General features: G+C 67.1%; 19 protein-coding genes. 17 read left to right on the forward strand and 2 right to left on the reverse strand.

Annotation, left to right across the window (positions count from 1 at the left end; translation table 11 throughout):
- Window positions 1-26 precede the first annotated feature (26 nt).
- From ACWPOC_RS01045 to ACWPOC_RS01120, 16 genes are all read left to right on the forward strand, one after another.
- Window positions 27-1,655 (forward strand): ferritin family protein, encoded by a 1,629-nt coding sequence (locus tag ACWPOC_RS01045; RefSeq protein WP_120280831.1) that lies wholly within the window; start codon window positions 27-29, stop codon window positions 1,653-1,655.
- An 81-nt stretch (window positions 1,656-1,736) separates the two neighbouring features.
- On the forward strand, window positions 1,737-2,780 hold the full coding sequence (locus ACWPOC_RS01050) for a 2Fe-2S iron-sulfur cluster-binding protein (protein WP_455407859.1): 1,044 nt from the start codon (window positions 1,737-1,739) through the stop codon (window positions 2,778-2,780).
- A 42-nt stretch (window positions 2,781-2,822) separates the two neighbouring features.
- The gene (locus tag ACWPOC_RS01055) at window positions 2,823-3,929 is read left to right on the forward strand and encodes an aromatic/alkene monooxygenase hydroxylase subunit beta (protein WP_145690506.1); all 1,107 of its coding nucleotides are present in this window, start codon (window positions 2,823-2,825) and stop codon (window positions 3,927-3,929) included.
- On the forward strand, window positions 3,926-4,267 hold the full coding sequence (gene mimD, locus ACWPOC_RS01060; RefSeq protein WP_174246967.1) for a propane 2-monooxygenase effector subunit MimD: 342 nt from the start codon (window positions 3,926-3,928) through the stop codon (window positions 4,265-4,267). The genes ACWPOC_RS01055 and mimD overlap by 4 nt, the downstream gene beginning before the upstream one ends.
- A gap of 14 nt (window positions 4,268-4,281) precedes the next feature.
- On the forward strand, window positions 4,282-5,325 hold the full coding sequence (locus tag ACWPOC_RS01065) for an amidohydrolase family protein (RefSeq protein ID WP_120280835.1): 1,044 nt from the start codon (window positions 4,282-4,284) through the stop codon (window positions 5,323-5,325).
- Complete coding sequence (locus ACWPOC_RS01070) at window positions 5,322-6,077, forward strand: iron-sulfur cluster assembly protein (protein WP_455407860.1); 756 nt, start codon at window positions 5,322-5,324, stop codon at window positions 6,075-6,077. Before ACWPOC_RS01065 ends, ACWPOC_RS01070 begins: the two co-directional genes overlap by 4 nt.
- Window positions 6,074-7,099 carry an NAD(P)-dependent alcohol dehydrogenase gene (locus ACWPOC_RS01075; protein WP_455407861.1) on the forward strand — a complete coding sequence of 342 codons (1,026 nt, stop codon included), beginning with the start codon at window positions 6,074-6,076 and terminating at the stop codon, window positions 7,097-7,099. The genes ACWPOC_RS01070 and ACWPOC_RS01075 overlap by 4 nt, the downstream gene beginning before the upstream one ends.
- 31 nt (window positions 7,100-7,130) lie before the next feature.
- Window positions 7,131-8,780 (forward strand): chaperonin GroEL, encoded by a 1,650-nt coding sequence (groL, locus tag ACWPOC_RS01080; RefSeq protein ID WP_159417207.1) that lies wholly within the window; start codon window positions 7,131-7,133, stop codon window positions 8,778-8,780.
- Between the two features lie 11 nt (window positions 8,781-8,791).
- A complete protein-coding gene (locus tag ACWPOC_RS01085) occupies window positions 8,792-9,115 on the forward strand; it encodes a putative quinol monooxygenase (protein WP_229566442.1) in 324 nt (107 codons plus the stop codon).
- 198 nt (window positions 9,116-9,313) lie between these two features.
- Window positions 9,314-10,879 carry a long-chain-fatty-acid--CoA ligase gene (locus tag ACWPOC_RS01090; RefSeq protein ID WP_159417205.1) on the forward strand — a complete coding sequence of 522 codons (1,566 nt, stop codon included), beginning with the start codon at window positions 9,314-9,316 and terminating at the stop codon, window positions 10,877-10,879.
- Window positions 10,876-11,940 carry an MBL fold metallo-hydrolase gene (locus ACWPOC_RS01095; RefSeq protein ID WP_455407862.1) on the forward strand — a complete coding sequence of 355 codons (1,065 nt, stop codon included), beginning with the start codon at window positions 10,876-10,878 and terminating at the stop codon, window positions 11,938-11,940. The genes ACWPOC_RS01090 and ACWPOC_RS01095 overlap by 4 nt, the downstream gene beginning before the upstream one ends.
- A 1-nt stretch (window position 11,941) precedes the next feature.
- The gene (locus tag ACWPOC_RS01100; RefSeq protein WP_455407863.1) at window positions 11,942-12,703 is read left to right on the forward strand and encodes a crotonase/enoyl-CoA hydratase family protein; all 762 of its coding nucleotides are present in this window, start codon (window positions 11,942-11,944) and stop codon (window positions 12,701-12,703) included.
- A gap of 2 nt (window positions 12,704-12,705) precedes the next feature.
- Window positions 12,706-13,500, forward strand: a complete 795-nt coding sequence (locus ACWPOC_RS01105; RefSeq protein ID WP_120280840.1) for an enoyl-CoA hydratase/isomerase family protein — start codon at window positions 12,706-12,708, stop codon at window positions 13,498-13,500.
- Window positions 13,501-13,544: 44 nt separating this feature from the next.
- A complete protein-coding gene (locus tag ACWPOC_RS01110; RefSeq protein ID WP_120280841.1) occupies window positions 13,545-14,414 on the forward strand; it encodes a LysR family transcriptional regulator in 870 nt (289 codons plus the stop codon).
- Window positions 14,415-14,418: 4 nt separating this feature from the next.
- Window positions 14,419-15,312 (forward strand): LysR family transcriptional regulator, encoded by an 894-nt coding sequence (locus ACWPOC_RS01115; protein WP_455407864.1) that lies wholly within the window; start codon window positions 14,419-14,421, stop codon window positions 15,310-15,312.
- A gap of 76 nt (window positions 15,313-15,388) precedes the next feature.
- Window positions 15,389-16,489 carry a methyltransferase domain-containing protein gene (locus ACWPOC_RS01120; protein ID WP_455407865.1) on the forward strand — a complete coding sequence of 367 codons (1,101 nt, stop codon included), beginning with the start codon at window positions 15,389-15,391 and terminating at the stop codon, window positions 16,487-16,489.
- A gap of 281 nt (window positions 16,490-16,770) precedes the next feature.
- On the opposite strand, the gene ACWPOC_RS01125 is transcribed toward ACWPOC_RS01120, so the two are convergent.
- Both ACWPOC_RS01125 and fabG read right to left on the reverse strand, forming a co-directional pair.
- Window positions 16,771-17,982 carry an acetyl-CoA C-acetyltransferase gene (locus ACWPOC_RS01125; protein WP_455407866.1) on the reverse strand — a complete coding sequence of 404 codons (1,212 nt, stop codon included), beginning with the start codon at window positions 17,980-17,982 and terminating at the stop codon, window positions 16,771-16,773.
- 40 nt (window positions 17,983-18,022) lie between these two features.
- A complete protein-coding gene (gene fabG, locus ACWPOC_RS01130) occupies window positions 18,023-18,763 on the reverse strand; it encodes a 3-oxoacyl-ACP reductase FabG (RefSeq protein WP_016695803.1) in 741 nt (246 codons plus the stop codon).
- A gap of 166 nt (window positions 18,764-18,929) precedes the next feature.
- On the opposite strand from fabG, the gene ACWPOC_RS01135 reads away from it, so the two are divergent.
- Window positions 18,930-20,114, forward strand: coding sequence for an acyl-CoA dehydrogenase family protein (locus ACWPOC_RS01135; RefSeq protein ID WP_059384416.1), 1,185 nt, complete (start codon window positions 18,930-18,932; stop codon window positions 20,112-20,114).
- Window positions 20,115-20,181: the final 67 nt, after the last annotated feature.

The following is a 20,181-nucleotide window of genomic DNA, read 5'->3' on the forward strand; positions in this document are numbered from 1 at the left end:
CCGGCTCCCGATCCAGGAGGCACACATTGAGCAGGCAGAGCCTCACCAAGGCGCATGCGAAGATCACCGAACTGTCGTGGGAACCCACCTTCGCGACACCCGCGACCCGCTTCGGCACCGACTACACCTTCGAGAAGGCCCCGAAGAAGGATCCGCTCAAGCAGATCATGCGGTCGTACTTCCCGATGGAGGAGGAGAAGGACAACCGCGTCTACGGCGCCATGGACGGCGCCATCCGCGGCAACATGTTCCGCCAGGTCCAGCAACGCTGGCTCGAATGGCAGAAGTTGTTCCTGTCGATCATCCCGTTCCCCGAGATTTCCGCGGCCCGCGCGATGCCCATGGCCATCGACGCCGTGCCCAATCCCGAGATCCACAACGGGCTCGCGGTGCAGATGATCGACGAGGTTCGTCACTCGACGATTCAAATGAACCTCAAGAAGCTGTACATGAACAACTACATCGACCCGGCCGGCTTCGACATCACGGAGAAGGCGTTCGCGAACAACTACGCGGGCACCATCGGCCGGCAGTTCGGTGAAGGATTCATCACCGGCGACGCCATCACCGCCGCGAACATCTACCTGACGGTGGTCGCCGAGACCGCCTTCACCAACACGCTTTTCGTCGCGATGCCCGACGAGGCCGCCGCCAACGGCGACTACCTGCTGCCCACGGTCTTCCACTCCGTGCAGTCGGACGAGTCCCGGCACATCTCCAACGGTTACTCGATCCTGCTGATGGCCCTCGCCGACGAACGCAACCGTCCGCTCCTCGAACGCGACCTGCGGTACGCGTGGTGGAACAACCACTGCGTCGTCGACGCCGCGATCGGCACCTTCATCGAGTACGGCACGAAGGACCGCCGGAAGGACCGCGAATCCTACGCCGAGATGTGGCGGCGGTGGATCTACGACGACTACTACCGCAGCTACCTGCTCCCGCTCGAGAAGTACGGGCTCACCATCCCGCACGATCTCGTCGAGGAGGCGTGGAAGCGCATCACCGAGAAGAGTTACGTGCACGAGGTGGCACGCTTCTTCGCGACCGGCTGGCCGGTGAACTACTGGCGGATCGACGCGATGACCGACGCCGACTTCGAATGGTTCGAGGAGAAGTATCCCGGCTGGTACTCGAAGTTCGGCAAGTGGTGGGAGAACTACAACCGTCTCGCCCATCCCGGACGCAACAAGCCGATCGCCTTCGAGGATGTGGGATACCAGTACCCCCACCGGTGCTGGACGTGCATGGTGCCGTGCCTCGTCCGCGAGGACATGGTGGTCGAGAAGGTCGACGACCAGTGGCGCACCTACTGCTCGGAGCCGTGCTACTGGACCGACGCGGTCGCCTTCCGCGGCGAGTACGAGGGCCGCGAGACCCCGAACATGGGTCGTCTCACCGGTTTCCGTGAATGGGAGACGCTGCACCACGACAAGGATCTCGCCGACATCGTCCAGGACCTCGGTTACGTCCGCGACGACGGGAAGACCCTCATCGGCCAGCCGCACCTCGATCTCGACCCGAAGAAGATGTGGACCCTGGACGACGTGCGGGGCAACACCTTCCAGAGCCCGAACGTGCTGCTGAACCAGATGTCGGACGCGGAACGGGAAGCGCACGTCGCGGAGTACCGCGCCGGTGCCACTCCGCTCTGACACACCCCGGTCCGGCCGGCGCGGTCACACCCCCTGCATCCGCGCCGGCCGGGTCCCCCTACCGAAGTACAGGAGGTTCCAGTGGCCGACACCCACCGCATCCACTTCGAACCCGTCGACATCGAGATGGACGTCGCCGAGGACGAGAAGATCCTCGACGCGGCCTTCCGGCAGGGCATCCACCTGATGCACGGATGTCGTGAGGGGCAATGCTCGGCCTGCAAGTCCTACGTCCTCGACGGCGACATCCAGATGGACCGCTACTCCACCTTCGCGTGCAACGACGCCGAGGTCGAGGAGGGATACGTCCTGCTCTGCCGCTCGCATTCGTTCAGCGACTGCACCATCGAACTGCTCAACTTCGACGAGGACGAATTGCTCGGCGGCGTGCCGATCCAGAACGTCCGGACCGAGGTGGTCTCGATCGAACCGGTTACCCGGGACATCGTCGCGCTCGGGGTCCGGCCGATCGAACCGGAGGTCTTCGAGTTCAAGGCCGGCCAGTACGCCGACATCACCATCCCCGGAACCGAGGATCACCGGTCGTTCTCCATGGCCACCACCCCGGCGACCACCGATCGGGTGCAGTTCCTCATCAAGAAGTATCCCGGCGGTGTCTTCTCGGGCCTGCTCGACGACGGTCTGCACGTGGGAGACGAACTGGCACTGACGGGTCCGTACGGATCGTCGACGCTCAAGGACGGTCACGTGCTGCCCATCGTCTGTATCGGTGGCGGGGCCGGGATGGCGCCCATCCTGTCGCTGTTGCGGCACATGAGCGAGACCTCCGATCCGCGCCCGGTGCGCTTCTACTACGGCGCCCGCACCGCCGCCGACCTGTTCTACCTCGACGAGATACGAGAATTCTCGAAAAGCTTACGGGACTTCGTCTTCGTGCCATGCTTGTCGGAGAGCGCGGACTGCCTTCCCGACGATCTCACCGGGGTGGAGACGGGCATGGTTCCGGACGTGGTCGGTGCGCACGAGACCGAACTCCACCGGTGCGAGACGTATCTGTGCGGCCCGCCCCCGATGGTGGACGCCACCCTCGAGCTTCTCGAGAGCAGGAACGTCCCGAAGGACCAGATCTTCTACGACAAGTTCACCAGCCCGACCTTCGAGTGATCGAAGCTCCCCACTTCGTCCCAGCGACAGGAGAATCCACAGATGACCGCCACTGCAGAGCCCCAGCGGCGCAGTTTCCCGCGCATCGAGTTCACCGATGCCGAGGCCGGCGCACTGGAGTTCCCGAGTTCGAAGAGCCGCACCTACAACTACTACAAGCCGGCGAAGCTGCGGGCGACGACCTACGAGGACGTCACCGTCGACGTGCAACCCGACCCCGAGCGGCACCTGAGCCAGGGCTGGATCTACGGATTCGGCAACGGCCCCGGAGGCTACCCGAAGGAATGGACGGTCGCGAAATCATCGGACTGGCACCAGTTCCGGGATCCGAACGAGGAGTGGGACCAGTCGATCTACCGCAACAACGCGGCGGTCGTCCGGCAGGTGGACCTGTGCCTGAAGAACGCGAAGCGGGCACGCGCGTACGAGGTGTGGAACACCCCCTGGCTCACGTTCATCGCCCGGAACCTCGGTGCGTGGATGCACGCCGAGAACGGTCTCGGTCTGCACGTGTTCACGTCGATCCAGCGGTCGGGACCGACCAACATGATCAACACCGCGGTGGCGGTCAACGCGGCACACAAGCTGCGGTTCGCGCAGGACCTGGCGCTGTTCAATCTCGACCTCTCCGAATCCGGTGTGCCGTTCGACGGATCGGCCCACAAGGAGGTCTGGCAGTCCGCCCCCGAATGGCAGCCCACCCGCGAAGTGGTCGAACGCCTGACGGCGGTGGGCGACTGGTGCGAACTGCTCTTCGCCACCAACATCGTCTTCGAGCAGCTGGTGGGATCGCTCTTCCGGACCGAGCTGATCATGCAGATCGCCGCCCGCAACGGCGACTACATCACCCCGACGATCGTCGGCACCGGCGAACACGACTACGACCGCGACCTCTCGTACACCCGGGCTCTGTACCGAATGCTCACGCGCGACGAGGAATTCGGTGAATCCAACAAGGAACTGTTCTCGTCGTGGATGAGCACGTGGGTGCCGCGGTGCATCGACGCGGCACGGGCGTTGCAGCCGATCTGGTCGCAGCCGTCCGACAAGGCGATCACCTTCGCCTCGAGCCTCGAAACCGCCCAGTCCAAGTTCCGGTCCCTGCTCGAGGAGATCGGCCTGGAAGCACCGAAGGAGTTGGACCAGTGAGCATGAATTTCGGATCCTCCACCGAATTCTCCAACAAGTGCGGAGTGACGCTCATGAACACTCCGATCGGCCGGGTCGTCGCCGACGTGATGGGCGCGAAGGAGGGAGTGGAACTGACGGAGTATCCGTCGATGATCCGCGTCGACGGCACCCGGTTGCTCGAGTTCGATTACGACGAGCTCACCGAGGCCCTCGGCAGCGAGTTCGACGGATCGATCTTCGAGGAGATCAGCTCGACCCACTACGGACGCATGGTGCATCTCGACGACAGGACCATGTTGTTCGCCAGCCCCGAGGACGCCGCCGAGTACATCGGCTTCGACCTCACCGCGCCCTAGGAATCGAGGACGGCATGTACACCAAGGACGACGAGAACTACTTCATCGTCGACGCTCACGTGCACATCTGGGACGCACGGGCTTCGAACTTGAAGAACATCCACGGTCAGCAGTTCATCGACTGCTTCTACGACTACCACAGGAACCTCAGCCCGCAGGAGGAGGTGTGGGACTTCGACACCTACGCCTACTACGGCAGCGAGAGGTTCATGAAGGACCTGTTCGTCGACGGCTACGTCGACCACGCGATCTTCCAGGCGACGCTGCTGAGCGAGTTCTACAAGACCGGCTTCGGGCAGACCGAGGAGTGCCTCGCCCTCACCCGCAAGCATCCCGGCAAGCTCACCTACAACCACGCCTACGATCCGCGTCACGAGGAGGCCGGCCTCGAACAGTTGCGGCGCGACGCGGAAAGCATGAACCTGCAGGGCGTCAAGCTCTACACGGCCGAATGGTTCGGCGACTCCCGCGGATACAAGCTCGACGACAAGTGGTCGCGCCGCTATCTCGAGGAATGTATCGAGCTGGGCATCAAGAACATCCACGTGCACAAGGGACCGACCATCAGGCCGCTCGACCGTGACGCCTTCGATGTCGCCGACATCGACAAGGTTGCCACCGACTACACCGACCTGCGGTTCGTCGTCGAGCACGTCGGCCTGCCCCGCCTCGAGGACTTCTGCTGGATCGCGACGCAGGAATCCAACGTGTACGGCGGTCTGGCCGTGGCGATCCCGTTCATCCACACCCGCCCGCGCTATTTCGCACAGATCATCGGTGAATTGATGTACTGGATCGGCGAGGACAAGATCCTGTTCTCGAGCGACTACGCGCTGTGGACACCGCGGTGGCTGATCGAGAAGTTCGTGGACTTCCAGATCCCCGAGGACATGACCGAATACGCTCCGCTGACCACCGACCAGAAGAAGAAGATCCTCGGTCTCAACGCGGCGGCGCTGTACGACATCGATGTGCCCGCGGAGTTGCGGCTTCCCGAACCGGCCGGACAGGAAGGGGTCGAGGTCGCCGCGGGAGCGCAGGAAGCGGTGTCGTCATGACGGTCGGACCGGTGACGGCCGACGACGTCCTGCGGGCGTTGTCGGACGTCACCGACCCCGAACTGGACGAGCCCATCACCGATCTCGGGTTCGTCCGGTCGGTGGTCCTCGACGACGAGGGCGTCACCGTCCACCTGCGTCTTCCCACGGCCTTCTGCTCACCCAACTTCGCGTACCTGATGGCCTCGGACGCGCAGGACGTGCTCGAGGCCGTCGAAGGGATCGGGCAGGTGCGGGTGCTGCTCGACGACCACCACGACAGCCACAAGATCAACACCGGATTGGCGGCGAACGTCGGCTACCGCGGCACCTTCGGGGTCGAGGCCGTCGACAGTCTCGAGGATCTGCGGCACACCTTCCTGCGCAAGGCCCATCTCGCGGCGCTCGAACGCTGCGTCGAGGCGCTGCTCCGCACCACCGAGCTCACTCTCGACGACCTGCCGTCGCTCACCCTGAGCGACATCCCGCCCGGCCGGTACCGGTCGGCCCTGATCCGGCGACGCCTGGCGCTCGGCCTGACGCTGTGTCCTGCAGGACGGGTCTTCGTCGACGACGACGGCAGAACGATTCCGGCCGAGAAGATTCCGATGCGACTGCGGTTCGCGAAGTCCGTGCGCATCTCCATGGAGGGCAACTCCCACTTCTGCCGGGGACTGCTCGCCACCCGCTACGCCGACGACGACGGGACCGCCGGCCCGCGGATCGTCGACGCCAGATCCACCTCGTCCGTTCCAGTCAGGAGGGTGTCATGAAGGCCGTCCAGGTCGTGGGTTACCACACGAAACTGCAGCTCACCGAGGTGCCGGAACCGAAGATCGAAGGTCCCCTCGACGTGATCGTCCGCATCGGCGGTGCCGGGGTGTGCCGCACCGACATCCACATCCTCGAAGGACAGTGGGCGGAGAAGAGCGGCGTCGAACTGCCGTACACGATCGGCCACGAGAACGCCGGATGGGTGCACGCCGTGGGGACTGCGGTCACGAACGTCGCGGTGGGCGACAAGGTGATCCTGCACCCGCTCATCACGTGCGGTCAGTGCCGCGCGTGCCGCTCCGGCGACGACGTGCACTGCGAGAACAACGCCTTCCCCGGTATCGACACCCACGGTGGCTACGCCGAATACCTGAAGACGACCTCCCGCAGCGTCGTCCGTATCGACGATTCACTCGAACCCGCGGACGTCGCTGCTCTCGCCGATGCGGGCCTGACGGCCTACCACGCAGTCGCCAAGGCAGCCAAGCTTCTTCACCCGGGCGACACCTGCGTGATGATCGGCGCGGGCGGTCTCGGCCACATCGGCATCCAGGTGCTGAAGGCGATCTCGGCGGCCACACTCGTCGTCGTCGACCGCAATCCCGACGCCGTGGAACTCGCCGCCGAGATCGGCGCCGACCACGCGATCGTCGCCGACGGCACCCATATACAGCAGGTCCTCGATCTCACCGGCGGCAACGGAGCCGAGGCCGTCGTGGACTTCGTCGGCGAAGGCGGCGCCACCAAGGAAGGCGTGGCGATGCTGCGACGCGCCGGCAACTACTACGTCGTCGGCTACGGCGAGAACATCGACGTCCCCACCATCGACATCGTCTCGACGGAGATCAACTTCATCGGCAATCTCGTCGGCTCCTACAACGACCTGCAGGACCTGATGGTCCTCGCCGCCCAGGGCAAGGTCACGCTCCACACCACGAAGTACCCGCTCGACCAGTTCCAGCAGGCCATCGACGATCTCGATGCCGGTCGCGTCCGCGGTCGCGCGATCCTCGTTCCCTGATCCCGAACCGCATCGACGAAAGGAAACCGCCATGGCCAAGGATCTGCGGTTCGAACAGGAAGCCCGCACCCTGCTCGAATACGGCGTCAACGCGCTCGCCGACGCGGTGAAGGTGACGCTCGGCCCCAAGGGACGCAACGCCGTCCTGGAGAAGCTCACCGGCCCGCCGACCATCACCAACGACGGCGTCACCATCGCCCGGGAGATCCAGCTGCGCGACCCCTTCGCGAACATGGGGGCGCAGCTGGTCAAGGAAGTCGCGATGAAGACCAACGGGACGGTCGGCGACGGCACCACCACCGCCACCGTGCTCGCGCAGGCCATGGTCCGCGAAGGGCTCCGGGCGGTCGAGGCCGGTGCCAACCCGATGCGGGTGCGTCGCGGCATCGAACGCACCGTGCCCGTCGTCGTCGACGCCGTGCGCGCCCATGCCGTGCAGATCCGCGACCGGCAGGATCTCGCCCGCATCGCGACCCTCGCCGCCAGCGACGACGACGCGATCGGTGAGGTCATCGCCGACGCCGTCGCGCATGTGGGACGCTCCGGCATCGTCACCACAGAAGAGTCCGACACGCTCGGCATGTCGGTGGACGTCGTCGACGGCATCGAGTTCGACCACGGCTACATCTCCGGCTACATGGTCACCGACCCCGAGCGCATGGAGTCGGTCCACGAGAACCCGCTGGTGCTGCTCACCAACAAGAAGATCAGCCAGGTGCAGGACATCATGCCGAGCATCGAGGCGGCCAAGCGCGCCGACCGGCCGCTGGTGGTGCTGGCGGAGGACGTCGACGGACCGGCGCTGCACCTGCTCGTCGGCGGCAACATGCACAAGACGATGCAGTCCGTCGTCGTGCGCGCCCCGGGCTTCGGGCACCGGCGGGTCGCCGAACTCGAGGATCTCGCGGTGGCGCTCGGCGGTCACGTCGTCGCCAAGGACACCGGTATCGAACTGTCCGAGGTCACGCGTGAGCACCTGGGCTCGTGCGATCGCATCACGGTCACCGAGAACGACACGACGATCGTCGGGGGTCACGGCGATCCGAATCTCGTGCAGGCCCGCATCGCGCAGCTCGAGACCCAGCTGCGGCGCGCCCGCATCGACGCCGATCAGGACGCGCTGCAACTGCGGCTGGCACGGCTGACCGGCAGTGTCGCGGTCATCAAGGTCGGTGGCGCGACCAGCGTCGAACTCAAGGAGCGGATGCTGCGGGTCGAGGACGCACTCGCCGCGACCCGCGCGGCTCTCGAGGAGGGTGTCGTCGCCGGTGGCGGCACGGCACTCGGGCAGGCCCACCGGGCGCTGGCCGACCTCGATCTTCCGGGCGACGAAGCAGTGGGGCGCGACGTGGTGCGGCGGGCGCTCGCCGAACCGATGCGCCGCATCGCGATCAATGCGGGCTTCGACGGCGACCAGGTCGCCGAGGTCGTCGAGGGGCTGCCGCTCGGTCACGGATTCAACGCCCTCACCGGTGAGTACGGCGATATGTTCGACGAGGGCGTGATCGACCCGTTCAAGGTCACCCGGGCGGCCTTCGAGAGCGCGGCGTCGATCGCGGCCCTGCTCATCACCACCGAGACCGCCGTGGTCGAGGAGGTCATGGGTAATCCCGGGGCGATCCCCGCGCCGGGCTTCGGCGACCTCGCCGAAGGCATGATCCGTCCCTCGAACATCTACTGACCGGAGGCGAGATGATCTTCATCGTGGTCCGTTTCAAGGTGAAGCCCGAGTACCAGGACAGCTGGCTCGAGACCACCGCGGAGTTCACCGAGGCGACTCGCAGCGAACCGGGGAACCTGTGGTTCGACTGGTCCCGCAGCGTGGACGATCCGTCCGAATTCGTTCTCGTCGAGGCGTTCCGCGACGGGGACGCCGGGGCCGAGCACGTGAAGTCCGATCACTTCCGCAAGGGACTCGACGCGATGCGGCCGGCGCTGAGCGAGACTCCACGCATCCTCAACACGGAGATTCCGGGCACCGAGTGGGCCCGGATGGGCGAACTGCAGATCGACTGATCGACCGCATCGAGACCGACGTCGTGTGCGAGATTCGTCGGGGATTTCGCACACGACGTCGGCCTCGGTGTGCGCCCATAGGTTTGTCCTAACGTTTCGTACGGCTGCAGGTCTTTGTGGCAGCAGTCACGGTCGTGATCGACTGGACCGGCGTGGACGGCATGTCCGCGCGTCGGCCGTGTCGATCAGGAGCGTGATGTGAGCGAGTTGCACCTTCCCAACCGAATCCGGCAGCTGGCAGTCGAGCATCCGGATCGTGCGGCGGTCAGCTCCGGCGGAACGACCCTCACCTACTCCGAGTTCGACGCGCTCACCAACCGGGTCGCCTCGGCACTCGCGACCGTTCCGGCGACGTCCATGCGCATCGGTGCGCTGCTGCGCATGGGCCTGCCCGGCGCGGCCTCGTTCGTCGGCTGCGCCAAGGCCGGGCTCGTCTTCACCCCGCTCAACTGGCGCCTGAATCCGGACGAGATCGCCGACATCGCCGACGACGCGCAGCTCGACGTCCTGATCGTCGAGGACGAGTTCGCCGCATCCGCCCGTGCTGCCACCGCGGTCCTGCCCGACGCACAGATCGTCGTGGTCGGCGACGCCTCTACCGTTCCCGGCGCACGCTCGTGGGACGACTTCGTCGCCTCCGGTGACGACATCGACCCCGGCTTCGGCGACGACCCACGGACCGAGGTGCTGCAGCTCTACACCTCGGGCACCACCGGCCGTCCCAAAGGTGTTGTGGCGACGCATCACAACCTGTTCAACGAACCGCAGAACTTCGCGCTGTACGAGTTCACCGAGGACTCGGTGTCCCTCGACGCGCTGCCCCTGTTCCACATCGCCGGCGCCGGCTGGATGAGCACGACCCTGTCGGCGGGTCTGCACCTGGTGCTGCTCGGCGAGATGCGCCCGAACCTCGTGGCGGCAGCCATCTCCGAGCACGGCATCACCCACGCATTTCTCGTGCCGTCGGTGATCAACATGCTCGTGGAGATGCCCGACCTGTCGGATTACGACCTGTCGACGCTGCGCCTGGTGGCCTACGGCGCCTCCCCCATCACGCCCACCCAGCTCGCCCGCGCCATGGACACCCTCGGCTGTCGCTTCGTGCAGCGTTACGGCATGACCGAGACGATGGGTGCCCTCACGGCCCTGCGTGCCGACGACCACGACCCGCACGGATCCCGCTCGTACCTGCTGCGTTCGGCCGGCAGCCCGCTCCCCGGCGTCGAGGTCGAGATCCGCGACATCGCCACAGGTGAACCGCTTCCCGACGGTCAGACCGGCGAGATCGTCTGCCGATCGCGCAACAACACGTCGGGCTACTGGCGTCGCGACGCCGAGAACGCGGCCCTGTTCACGGCCGACGGTTTCCTGCGCACCGGCGACGCCGGACACATCGACTCCGACGGCTACCTGTTCGTCACCGACCGCGTGAAGGACATGATCATCTCGGGTGGCGAGAACGTCTACCCGATCGAGGTCGAATCCGTCCTGTCCGAACACCCCGCCGTCGCGGAGGTCGCCGTCGTCGGTGTGCCCGACGACCGTTGGGGTGAGGCCGTCACCGCCGTCGTGCGGGTCGCGCCGGGCGCATCCCGCCCGACCGAGGACGAACTCCTCCAGTTCACGGTGGAGCGACTCGCGTCCTACAAGAAGCCCCGGCACATCCACTTCGTCGACGAACTGCCACGCAACGCGAGCGGAAAGATCCTCAAGCGCACACTGCGCAACGAGTTCGCTCCCGTGCAGGAGGGAACGACGCCATGATCGTCACCGAGGACCTCGGCGCCGTCCAGCGTGAAGCATGGGCCGCCGGAGTACTGCCGCCCGTCGAGGAAGTGCGTCCGGGACTGTGGTCGATCCCGGTCCCGATGCCGAAGAACCCGCTGCGGTACGTACTTTCGTATGCGCTCGCACTCGACGACGGTCTCGCTCTGATCGACCTCGGTATGGACACCGACGAGTCGTGGGACACCCTCGTCGCCGGTGTCGCCGCGACCGGCCACCACATCACCGACGTGCGCTACGCGGCGATCACCCACCTGCATCCCGACCATTTCGGCCTGGCACCCCGCCTGAAGGAGACGACCGGCGCCGTCATCGCGATGCACGCCGCCGACGCCACCGCCCTCGGGCACTTCACCCCGGAGGATGTCGCCGCCGACAAGGAAGCATGGCGCGTGGACCTCACCGGGCTCGGCGCACCGCCCGAGGTGGTCGAAGCCGCCCGCTTCGAACTCGTGCGCTTCCCCGAAGGCGAGAGCGCCGATGTAGTTCTCGCCCACGGCGATCGACTCGATCTCCCCGGATGGAACATCGAAGCGGTGTGGACACCCGGCCACACACCCGGGCATCTTGCGTTCGTCGACCGCGACCGCGACCTGCTGTTCAGCGGCGACCACATGCTCCCGCGCATCAGCCCCAACATCTCTTCGGGCCCCGGCGAACTGGGCGACCCACTGCACCGCTACCTGTTGTCGCTGCACGCGACGACGGCCCTGCCGGACTGCGAGGTACTACCGGCTCACGAGTACCGCTTCCGCGGGATCACCGAGCGTGCACGCCAACTCATGGACCACCACGAGGTCCGTCTCGACGAGATCCGCGAAGCCGTCGCCGTCCGGCCCGAATCGACGGCCTGGGAGATCACGACCCGCGTCACCTGGTCGCGCCCCATCGACGCGATGGATCCCCGGCTGCAGCGACTCGCCGTCCGCGAGACCCAGGCCCATCTCATCGTTCTCGCCGATCGAGGCGACATCCGTTCCGACGGCGGAACTCCCGCCCGCTGGACTCTCTCCGCTCCGACCGATACGAAGGAAAACTGACATGAGCGTTGTCCTCACCGAATTCGCCGACGGCGTCGCGGTGTTCACCCTCAACCGCCCCGAGGCCAAGAACGCCGTGAACCTCGAGGTCTCGGAAGCGCTGGCCGCGGCCATCGACGAGTTCGAGGCACGTCCCGACCTGACCATCGGCATCCTCACCGGCGCCGGCGGAACATTCTGCGCCGGAATGGACCTGAAGGCGTTCGCGCGCGGTGAGAAGCCGTCGATCCCCGGCCGCGGATTCGGTGGCCTCACCGAGGCACCGCCGAGCAAGCCGCTCATCGCCGCCGTCGAGGGCTGGGCTCTGGCCGGTGGATGCGAACTCGCCCTGTCCGCCGACCTGATCGTCGCGTCGCGTGAAGCGAAGTTCGGTATCCCCGAGGTCAAGCGCGGACTTGCCGCGGCGGCCGGTGGCCTGCTGCGCCTGCCGAAGATCCTGCCCTACCCGCTCGCGATGGAGCTGGCCATCACCGGTGACCCGCTCACCGCCGAGGTCGCCCACCAGCACGGTCTGGTCAACCGCATCACCGAGCCCGGTGAGGCACTCACCGTGGCAAAGGAACTCGCCGCCCGCGTCGCGGCGAACGGCCCTCTCGCCGTCAAGGCCACCAAGCAGGTCGTCGCGATGGCCGCCAACTACACCGACCCCGATGCCTTCGTCGCGCAGCGCAAGTTCATCGACCCGGTCTTCGCGTCGGCCGACGCCAAGGAAGGCGCTCGGGCGTTCGCCGAGAAGCGCGCACCGGTCTGGAAGGGCGAGTAGGAATGTCGGACGTGCTGGTCGCGCAGGACGGCTCGGTCGCCACGATCACGCTGAGTCGACCGGAGCGCAAGAACGCGATGACGCTCGATGCATGGCGATCGTTGCGTGAGACGTTCGGTGCGCTCCAGCACGACGACTCCGTCCGCGCCGTGATCCTCACCGGCGCCGGTGGCGACTTCTGCACCGGCGCCGACATGGAACGGCGCGACTCCACCCATCCCCTCGACCGCATGCGGGAGATCAACGCGACGGCGCTCGCCGTCGCCGAGTTCTCCAAACCGCTGGTCGCGCAGGTCGAGGGGTATGCGGTGGGCGCCGGATGGAACATGGCGCTGCTGTGCGACGTGGTCGTCGCCTCCCGGACGGCGAAGTTCAGCCAGATCTTCGCGCGGCGCGGACTGTCGGTCGACTTCGGCGGATCGTGGATCCTGCCGCGCCTCGTCGGATTGCACCAGGCGAAGCGTCTGGTCATGCTCGCCGACATCGTGAGCGCCGAGGAAGCGTACGGCCTCGGGCTGGTGACCGAGCTCGTCGAGCCCGACGCCCTCGCCGGTCGCGCCGCCGAACTGGCCGCGCGACTGGCCGCCGCCCCACCGGTCGCGGTGAGCATGTCGGCGCGGATGCTCGAGCAGGGTTCGTCGCTCACGCTCCGCGAGGCACTCGAGAACGAGGCGCGTTCGCAGGCGGTCAATCACGCCACCGACGCGCCCGACGCGATGCGCGCCTTCGTCGAGAAACGCGAGCCGTCGTTCACCGGCGGATGGCAGGTACCACGCCCGGTCGACACCCCTTCCTGACGGTTACGTGCGGGACGATTCGGGGCGTCACCTACGATAATCGGGTGGACCTGCACCTCGTGACCTATTTCGTGGCCGTCGTCGACCACGGCGGAATCACGAAAGCTGCTCAGGCACTCTATATTTCGCAGCCATCGTTATCGCAGGCCATCCGCACCCTCGAACGACGGCTCGGCACGACCCTGTTCGACCGCACCGGCCGACGGCTCACCCTCACCGAGGACGGTCGTGTCCTCGAGGTCGCCGCGCGCCGCATCCTGGCCGACGTCGAGCGGGCGAAACAGAAGGTCGCGGCGGTGCGCGACCTCGAGGCCGGTCGCGTCGAGATCGTCACCTTCGCGACGTTCTCGATCCACCCCGTCATCGAGTTCGTCCAGCGCTTCCGTCAGCGCTACCCCAACCTGACCGTGCGGGTGAACGACGCCGAAGGGCCTCCCGGGGTCCACGCGGCGCTGCGCCGCGGCGAGGCGGAGATCGGCATCACCGACCTGTCGGTCGAGCACGCCGGCATGATCACCGTCCCGGTCCTCGAGCAGGAGATGGTGCTCGCCCTGCATCCCGACCTCGCCGCCGACGTGCCCGACCCCGTCACCCGGGCCCAGGTCCGCGACTTCCCGCTGGTCCTGGACCTCGGCTCCCGCGCGAGCGCCGCGCGGACCGGTGAACTGCTCGGCGAGCAGAACGTCGTCGTCGACTGCGCCAACCAGGCCGCCCTGTGGCAGTTCGTCGAGCGGGGCACCGCCGGGACGGTCGTTCCGCGTCGCGTCGCCGAGAAGCAGATCCCCGGTGCGGTCATCCGGCCACTGGACCCGCCGTTCCGGCGTCCCGTCGGGTTGGTGATGCGCCCCGGCGATCTGTCCCCCGCTGCCGCCGCATTCGTGGCGACCACCACCGGCACCTCCTGGGAAGCGTGACGACATGGAGTTCCGTCAGGTCGAGTACTTCCTCGCCGTCGTGGAGAACGACGGCATCAACGGCGCGGCCGCCGAGCTCGGCGTCGCCCAGCCCACCGTCTCCCAGGCCCTGCGCAGCCTCGAGCGCGAGCTGGGCGTGCAGCTGTTCCACCGCATCGGGCGCGGCATGGTGCTCACCGCGGCGGGCAAGGCGCTGATCGGCCCGAGCCGGCAGATCCTCCGCGATGTGAACGCGGTCGAGGAGCTGCTCACCGTGTCGACGACCGAGGTGACGGGCCGACTGGATCTGATGGTCTTCCCCGCTCTCGCGACCGGCCCGATCGTCGACCTGGTCTCCGAGTTCCGCCGCCTCCATCCCAAGGTCACCGCGCGCCTCGGTGATCTGCGTGCGGAGGAGTTCACCGCGTCGGTCATCCACGACGGACACTGCGAGTTCGTCGTCACCCACCTGCCCGTCGAGGACGAGGTGGGTCTCGAGATCATCGAACTCGGACAGACCGAATACTGGCTCGCCTATCCCCCCGGCACCGACCTGCCACCCGGGCCGCTGTCCTTGGCCGAACTCCCCGGCATCCCGATGGTGTTCGTTCCCCGGGGAATGGGATCGGTGAGCGACGCGATCGACTACGCGATGCGACAGGCCGAGGTGCGCCGTCCCATCTCCGTGCTCACCGATCATCGCGAGGCCCGCCTGCCGATGGTGCTCGCGGGGCTCGGCGGGTCGTTCGTCGAACGGTCCCTCGCCGAGTCGGTCCAGGACATCGCGGTGGTCCGTCCGTGCGAGCCGGCCTTCGCGCAGTCGTACGGACTGGTGTTCGACCCGGTTTCACTGTCGAGAGCGGGACGCGCCTTCGTCGACTTCGTACGGTCGTCCGAGGAGACAGCCCCGGTCGAGTGAGTTCGTCGGGACGGTGACATCCGGAGGTCCGGGCGCGACCATAGGTGGGTACGACGTCCACTTCCGTCCTCGGGAGATGATCCGTATGTCCACTTCGACGTCCTCCCCCGTCCACCTCGACTCCGTCGACGCCTACGCGCAGCGCGTCCTCGATTCCGTCCTCGGCACCATGGACACCCTCATGATCCTGATCGGCGACCGGCTCGGCTGGTACCGAAGCCTCGCCGACCACGGGCCTGCGACGGCCGACGAACTGGCCGAACGCACCGGCACGCACCCGCGGTACACCCGTGAGTGGCTCGAGCAGCAGGCCGTGACCGGTCTGCTCGACGTCGACGACGGCGATCCCCCGCGCTTCGCGCTGTCGTCGGCCGGTCGCGAGGTGCTCACCGATCCACGCAACCTGGCGTACATGGCGCCGCTCGCCCGGATGATCGTCGGCGCGACGATGCAACTACCCGGCCTGCTCGAGGCCTACCGCAGCGGCGGCGGAGTGAGTTGGAGCCAGTTCGGCCGCGACGTGTGCGAGTCGCAGGCCGACGCGAACAGGCCGCTGTTCGAGAAGGCCCTGCCCGATGCCCTGCGGTCGGTCCCGGAGGTCGACCGGGTGCTCGGGCAGCCGGGCGCGCAGATCGCCGACATCGGCTGCGGCGGAGGATGGTCGACGATCACGATCGCACGCACCTATCCGGAGGCGAAGGTGCAGGGCTTCGACATCGATGCCCCGTCGGTCGAGATGGCCCGGTCGAACCTCGCGGAGAATGCCGATGTGGCGCAGCGCGTCACGTTCACGCAGTGCGACGCGTCCGAACTGCCCGGCGGAAACTTCCACGCGGCCTTCGCATTCGAGTGCGTCCACGACATGCCGCAACCGGTCGAGGTACTGGCTGCCGTGCGACGTTCGCTCGCACCCGGCGGGTTCATGATCGTCATGGACGAAGCGGTCGCCGACACCTTCACCGCGCCCGGTGACGACGTCGAACGGCTCATGTACGGCTACAGCCTCACCATCTGCCTCCCCGACGGCATGAGCCACACACCGAGCGCCGCGACGGGCACCGTCATGCGTCCCGCGACCCTGCGCCGCTACGCCCTCGACGCCGGTTTCACCGAGGTCGACGTGCTCCCCATCGAGGACTTCGGCTTCTTCCGCTTCTACCTGCTCCGCACCGAATAGCGGCGCCCGCCGAAACTTCGGCTCGGACGGGCGCACCGGCCGCTCCCAGAGCGCGACGCACCCGTTCGACGAAGACTTCGGGGCGCCGATAGCGGAGGTCGGTGCCGACCCGGATGGCCGTCCACCCCAGTTCGGGCAGCACCGCGTACCGGTCGATGTCGTGGGTGCGAATTCGACGTCATCCCCAGGCCCGGTCATCTGCGACGAAAGAAGTTCGGGGAGGTTGTGTCCAGGTTTTTCGAAGAACCGGACACAACCTCCCCGAACCCGGAGCTGTCTGCTTACGCGACGCGCTCGAAGATCGCTGCCAGACCCTGGCCGCCGCCGATGCACATGGTCTCGAGGCCGTAGCGGGCCTCGCGACGGTGCAGCTCGCGGGCGAGGGTGGCGAGCATGCGTCCGCCGGTCGCGCCGACCGGGTGGCCGAGCGAGATGCCGGAGCCGTGGACGTTGGTGCGCTCGAAGTCGGCCTTGCCGAACTTCCACTCGCGGGTCACGGCGAGGGCCTGCGCGGCGAACGCCTCGTTGAGCTCGATGAGGTCGACGTCGGCGAGGGTGATGCCCGCCTTGGCGAGGGCGACCTCGGTGGCCGGCACGGGACCGATGCCCATGACTTTGGGCTCGACGCCCGCCACACCCCACGAGACGAACCGCACCAGCGGGGTCAGGCCCAGCTCGGCGGCCTTCTCCGGGGTGGTGACGATCGCCATGGACGCGGCGTCGTTCTGGCCGCTGGCGTTGCCGGCGGTGACGGTGGCCTCGGGGTCCTGCTTGCCCATGATCGGCTTCAGCTTGGCGAGGGTCTCCAGGCTGATGTCGGGGCGCGGGTGCTCGTCGCTGTCGATGACCTCGTCGCCCTTACGGCTGCTGACCGTGACGGGGATGATCTCCTCGGCGAGGATGCCGTTCTTCTGGGCGTGGACGGCACGCAGGTGCGAGTTCAGGGCGAGCTCGTCCTGCTCGGCGCGGGAGATCGAGTACTCGCGACGCAGGTTCTCCGCGGTCTCGATCATGCCGCCGGGCACCGGATAGAAGCGGCCACCGGCGGTCGAGCGAGCGCGGACCAGACCGTCGTGCATCTGCACGCCGGTGCGGGCGCCGCCCCAGCGGATGTCGGTGGAGTAGAACGCGGCGTTGCTCATCGACTCGGTGCCACCGGCGACGACGAGATCGTGGTCGCCGTTACCGACCTGGAAAGCGGCCTGGATGACGGCCTGCAGGCCCGAACCACAACGGCGGTCGATGTGCATGCCGGGCACCGTGATCGGCAGACCGGCGTCGAGGGCGACGACGCGGCCGATGGCCGGGGCCTCGCTGTTGCCGTTGCAGTGGCCGAGGATGACGTCCTGAACCTGTTCGGGCGCAACACCGGTGCGCTCGAGCAGACCCTTCAGTGCCGCGACACCGAGATCGACTGCGGTGAGGGACTTGAACATTCCGCCGTAGCGGCCGATCGGGGTACGGACCGGCTCGCAGATGACTACTTCGCGCATGATGACCTTTCGGGAAGAGAGGGAGATGACGGACGGACCGTCACATGAAGCGGCCGCCGGTGACCTCGAGGACGGTGCCGGTCATATAGGAGGACATGTCTGACGCCAGGAACAGTGCGACGGAGGCGATCTCGTCGACCTCACCGGGGCGGCCCATGGGGATCTCGGCCATCTTCTGGTCCCATGCCTTCTGCGGCATGGCCTCGGTCATCGCCGAACGGATCAAGCCGGGCTGGATCGCGTTGACCCGGACGCCGTGGTGCGCCATCTCCTTGGCGGCGGCCTTGGTCAGGCCGACGATGCCCGCCTTGGCGGCGGAGTAGTTGGTCTGGCCGACCATGCCGACCTTGCCGGACAGCGAGGAGATGTTGACGATCGCGCCGCGCTTGGCCTCACGCATGATCGCGGCGGCCTTGCGGGTGCCGTGCCAGGTGCCCTTGAGGTGCACCGAGATGACCAGGTCGAAGTCCTCTTCGGTCATCGTGCGCATGGTCGCGTCGCGGGTGATACCGGCGTTGTTGACCACCACGTCGAGCGAGCCGAACCCGTCGACGGCCTCGGCGAGGAGGGTGTCCCAGTCGGCGGACTCGACGACGTTGGCACGCACGGCCCGGGCGACGTCGCGGCCACCGAGCTTCTCGGCGGCGGCGGTGGCGGCATCGAGGTCGAGGTCGCCGATCACGACGCGAGCGCCGGCGTCGACGAACTCCTGCGCGATGGCGAAGCCGATTCCCTGAGCGCCACCGGTGATCACGGCAGTGCGGTTCTCCAACAGAGACATCTACGATTCCTTTCGGCGGGGCTCGGGACGGCCCCCAGACAAGTCGATGCTCCGAATATAACGGCGATCCGGCCCGCGGAACGGTCTCGATCCATCGACAATGCCTATACGGGAATGGCGCCATTCGTATTGGACACCTCCCGGCGGCCGCACGAAGGTTGTAGACATGACACTCTCCATCCCGGCCCCCGAGGTCGACGAAGACGACTTCCGCGAGATCCTCGCGCAGACCCGCGCGTTCGTGCGCAACGTGGTCGTGCCGCGCGAGCAGGAGATCGCCGAGACCAATGCGATTCCCGAGGACATCCGCCAGGCCGCGAAGGACATGGGCCTGTTCGGATACGCCATCCCGCAGGAGTGGGGCGGCCTCGGCCTGAATCTGCAGCAGGACGCGGAACTCGCGATGGAGCTGGGTTACACGACCCTGTCGCTGCGCTCGATGTTCGGCACCAACAACGGCATCGCCGGCCAGGTGCTCGTCAACTTCGGCACCGACGAGCAGAAGAAGCAGTGGCTCGAGGGCATCGCCTCCGGCGAGGTCGTCGCCTCCTTCGCCCTCACCGAGCCGGGCGCCGGCTCGAACCCGTCGGGTCTGCGCACCAAGGCCGTGCGCGACGGTGACGACTGGGTGATCACCGGCGAGAAGCGCTTCATCACCAATGCGCCGCTGGCGAACCTGTTCGTCGTGTTCGCCCGCACCCGTCCGGCGGACGAGAACGGCACCGGCATCGCGGTCTTCCTCGTCCCCGCCGACACTCCCGGCCTGACGGTGGGCAACAAGGACGCGAAGATGGGCCAGGAAGGCGCCTGGACCGCCGACGTGCACTTCGACGGGGTGCGTGTGCCGAACTCCGCTCTCGTCGGCGGCAGCGAGGACGTCGGCTACAAGGCGGCGATGGTCTCGCTCGCCCGTGGTCGCGTGCACATCGCCGCACTGTCGGTCGGCCAGGCCCAGCGGGCGCTCGACGAATCGGTGGCCTATGCGGCCGCGGTGACCCAGGGCGGCACTCCCATCGGCAACTTCCAGTTGGTGCAGGCGATGATCGCCGATCAGCAGACCGGTGTGATGGCCGGCCGTGCCCTCGTCCGCGACGCCGCGAAGGCGTGGGTGGAGGAGACCGACCGCCGCATCGCACCGTCGGTCGCGAAGCTGTTCTGCACCGAGATGGTCGGCAAGGTCGCCGATCTCGCGGTGCAGATCCACGGTGGCAGCGGCTACATGCGCGAGGTCGCCGTCGAGCGGATCTACCGCGACGTGCGTCTGCTGCGCCTGTACGAGGGCACCAGCGAGATCCAGCGCCTGATCATCGGCGGCGGACTCGTCAAGCAGGAACAGAAGAAGAACTCCTGATCTTTGCGGCGCGGTTCCGGAACGGGTACATCCGGAACCGCGCCCGAAGCGATTCTCTCAATCGCCT

The sequence above is a fragment of the Rhodococcus sp. 5G237 genome (assembly GCF_053764735.1).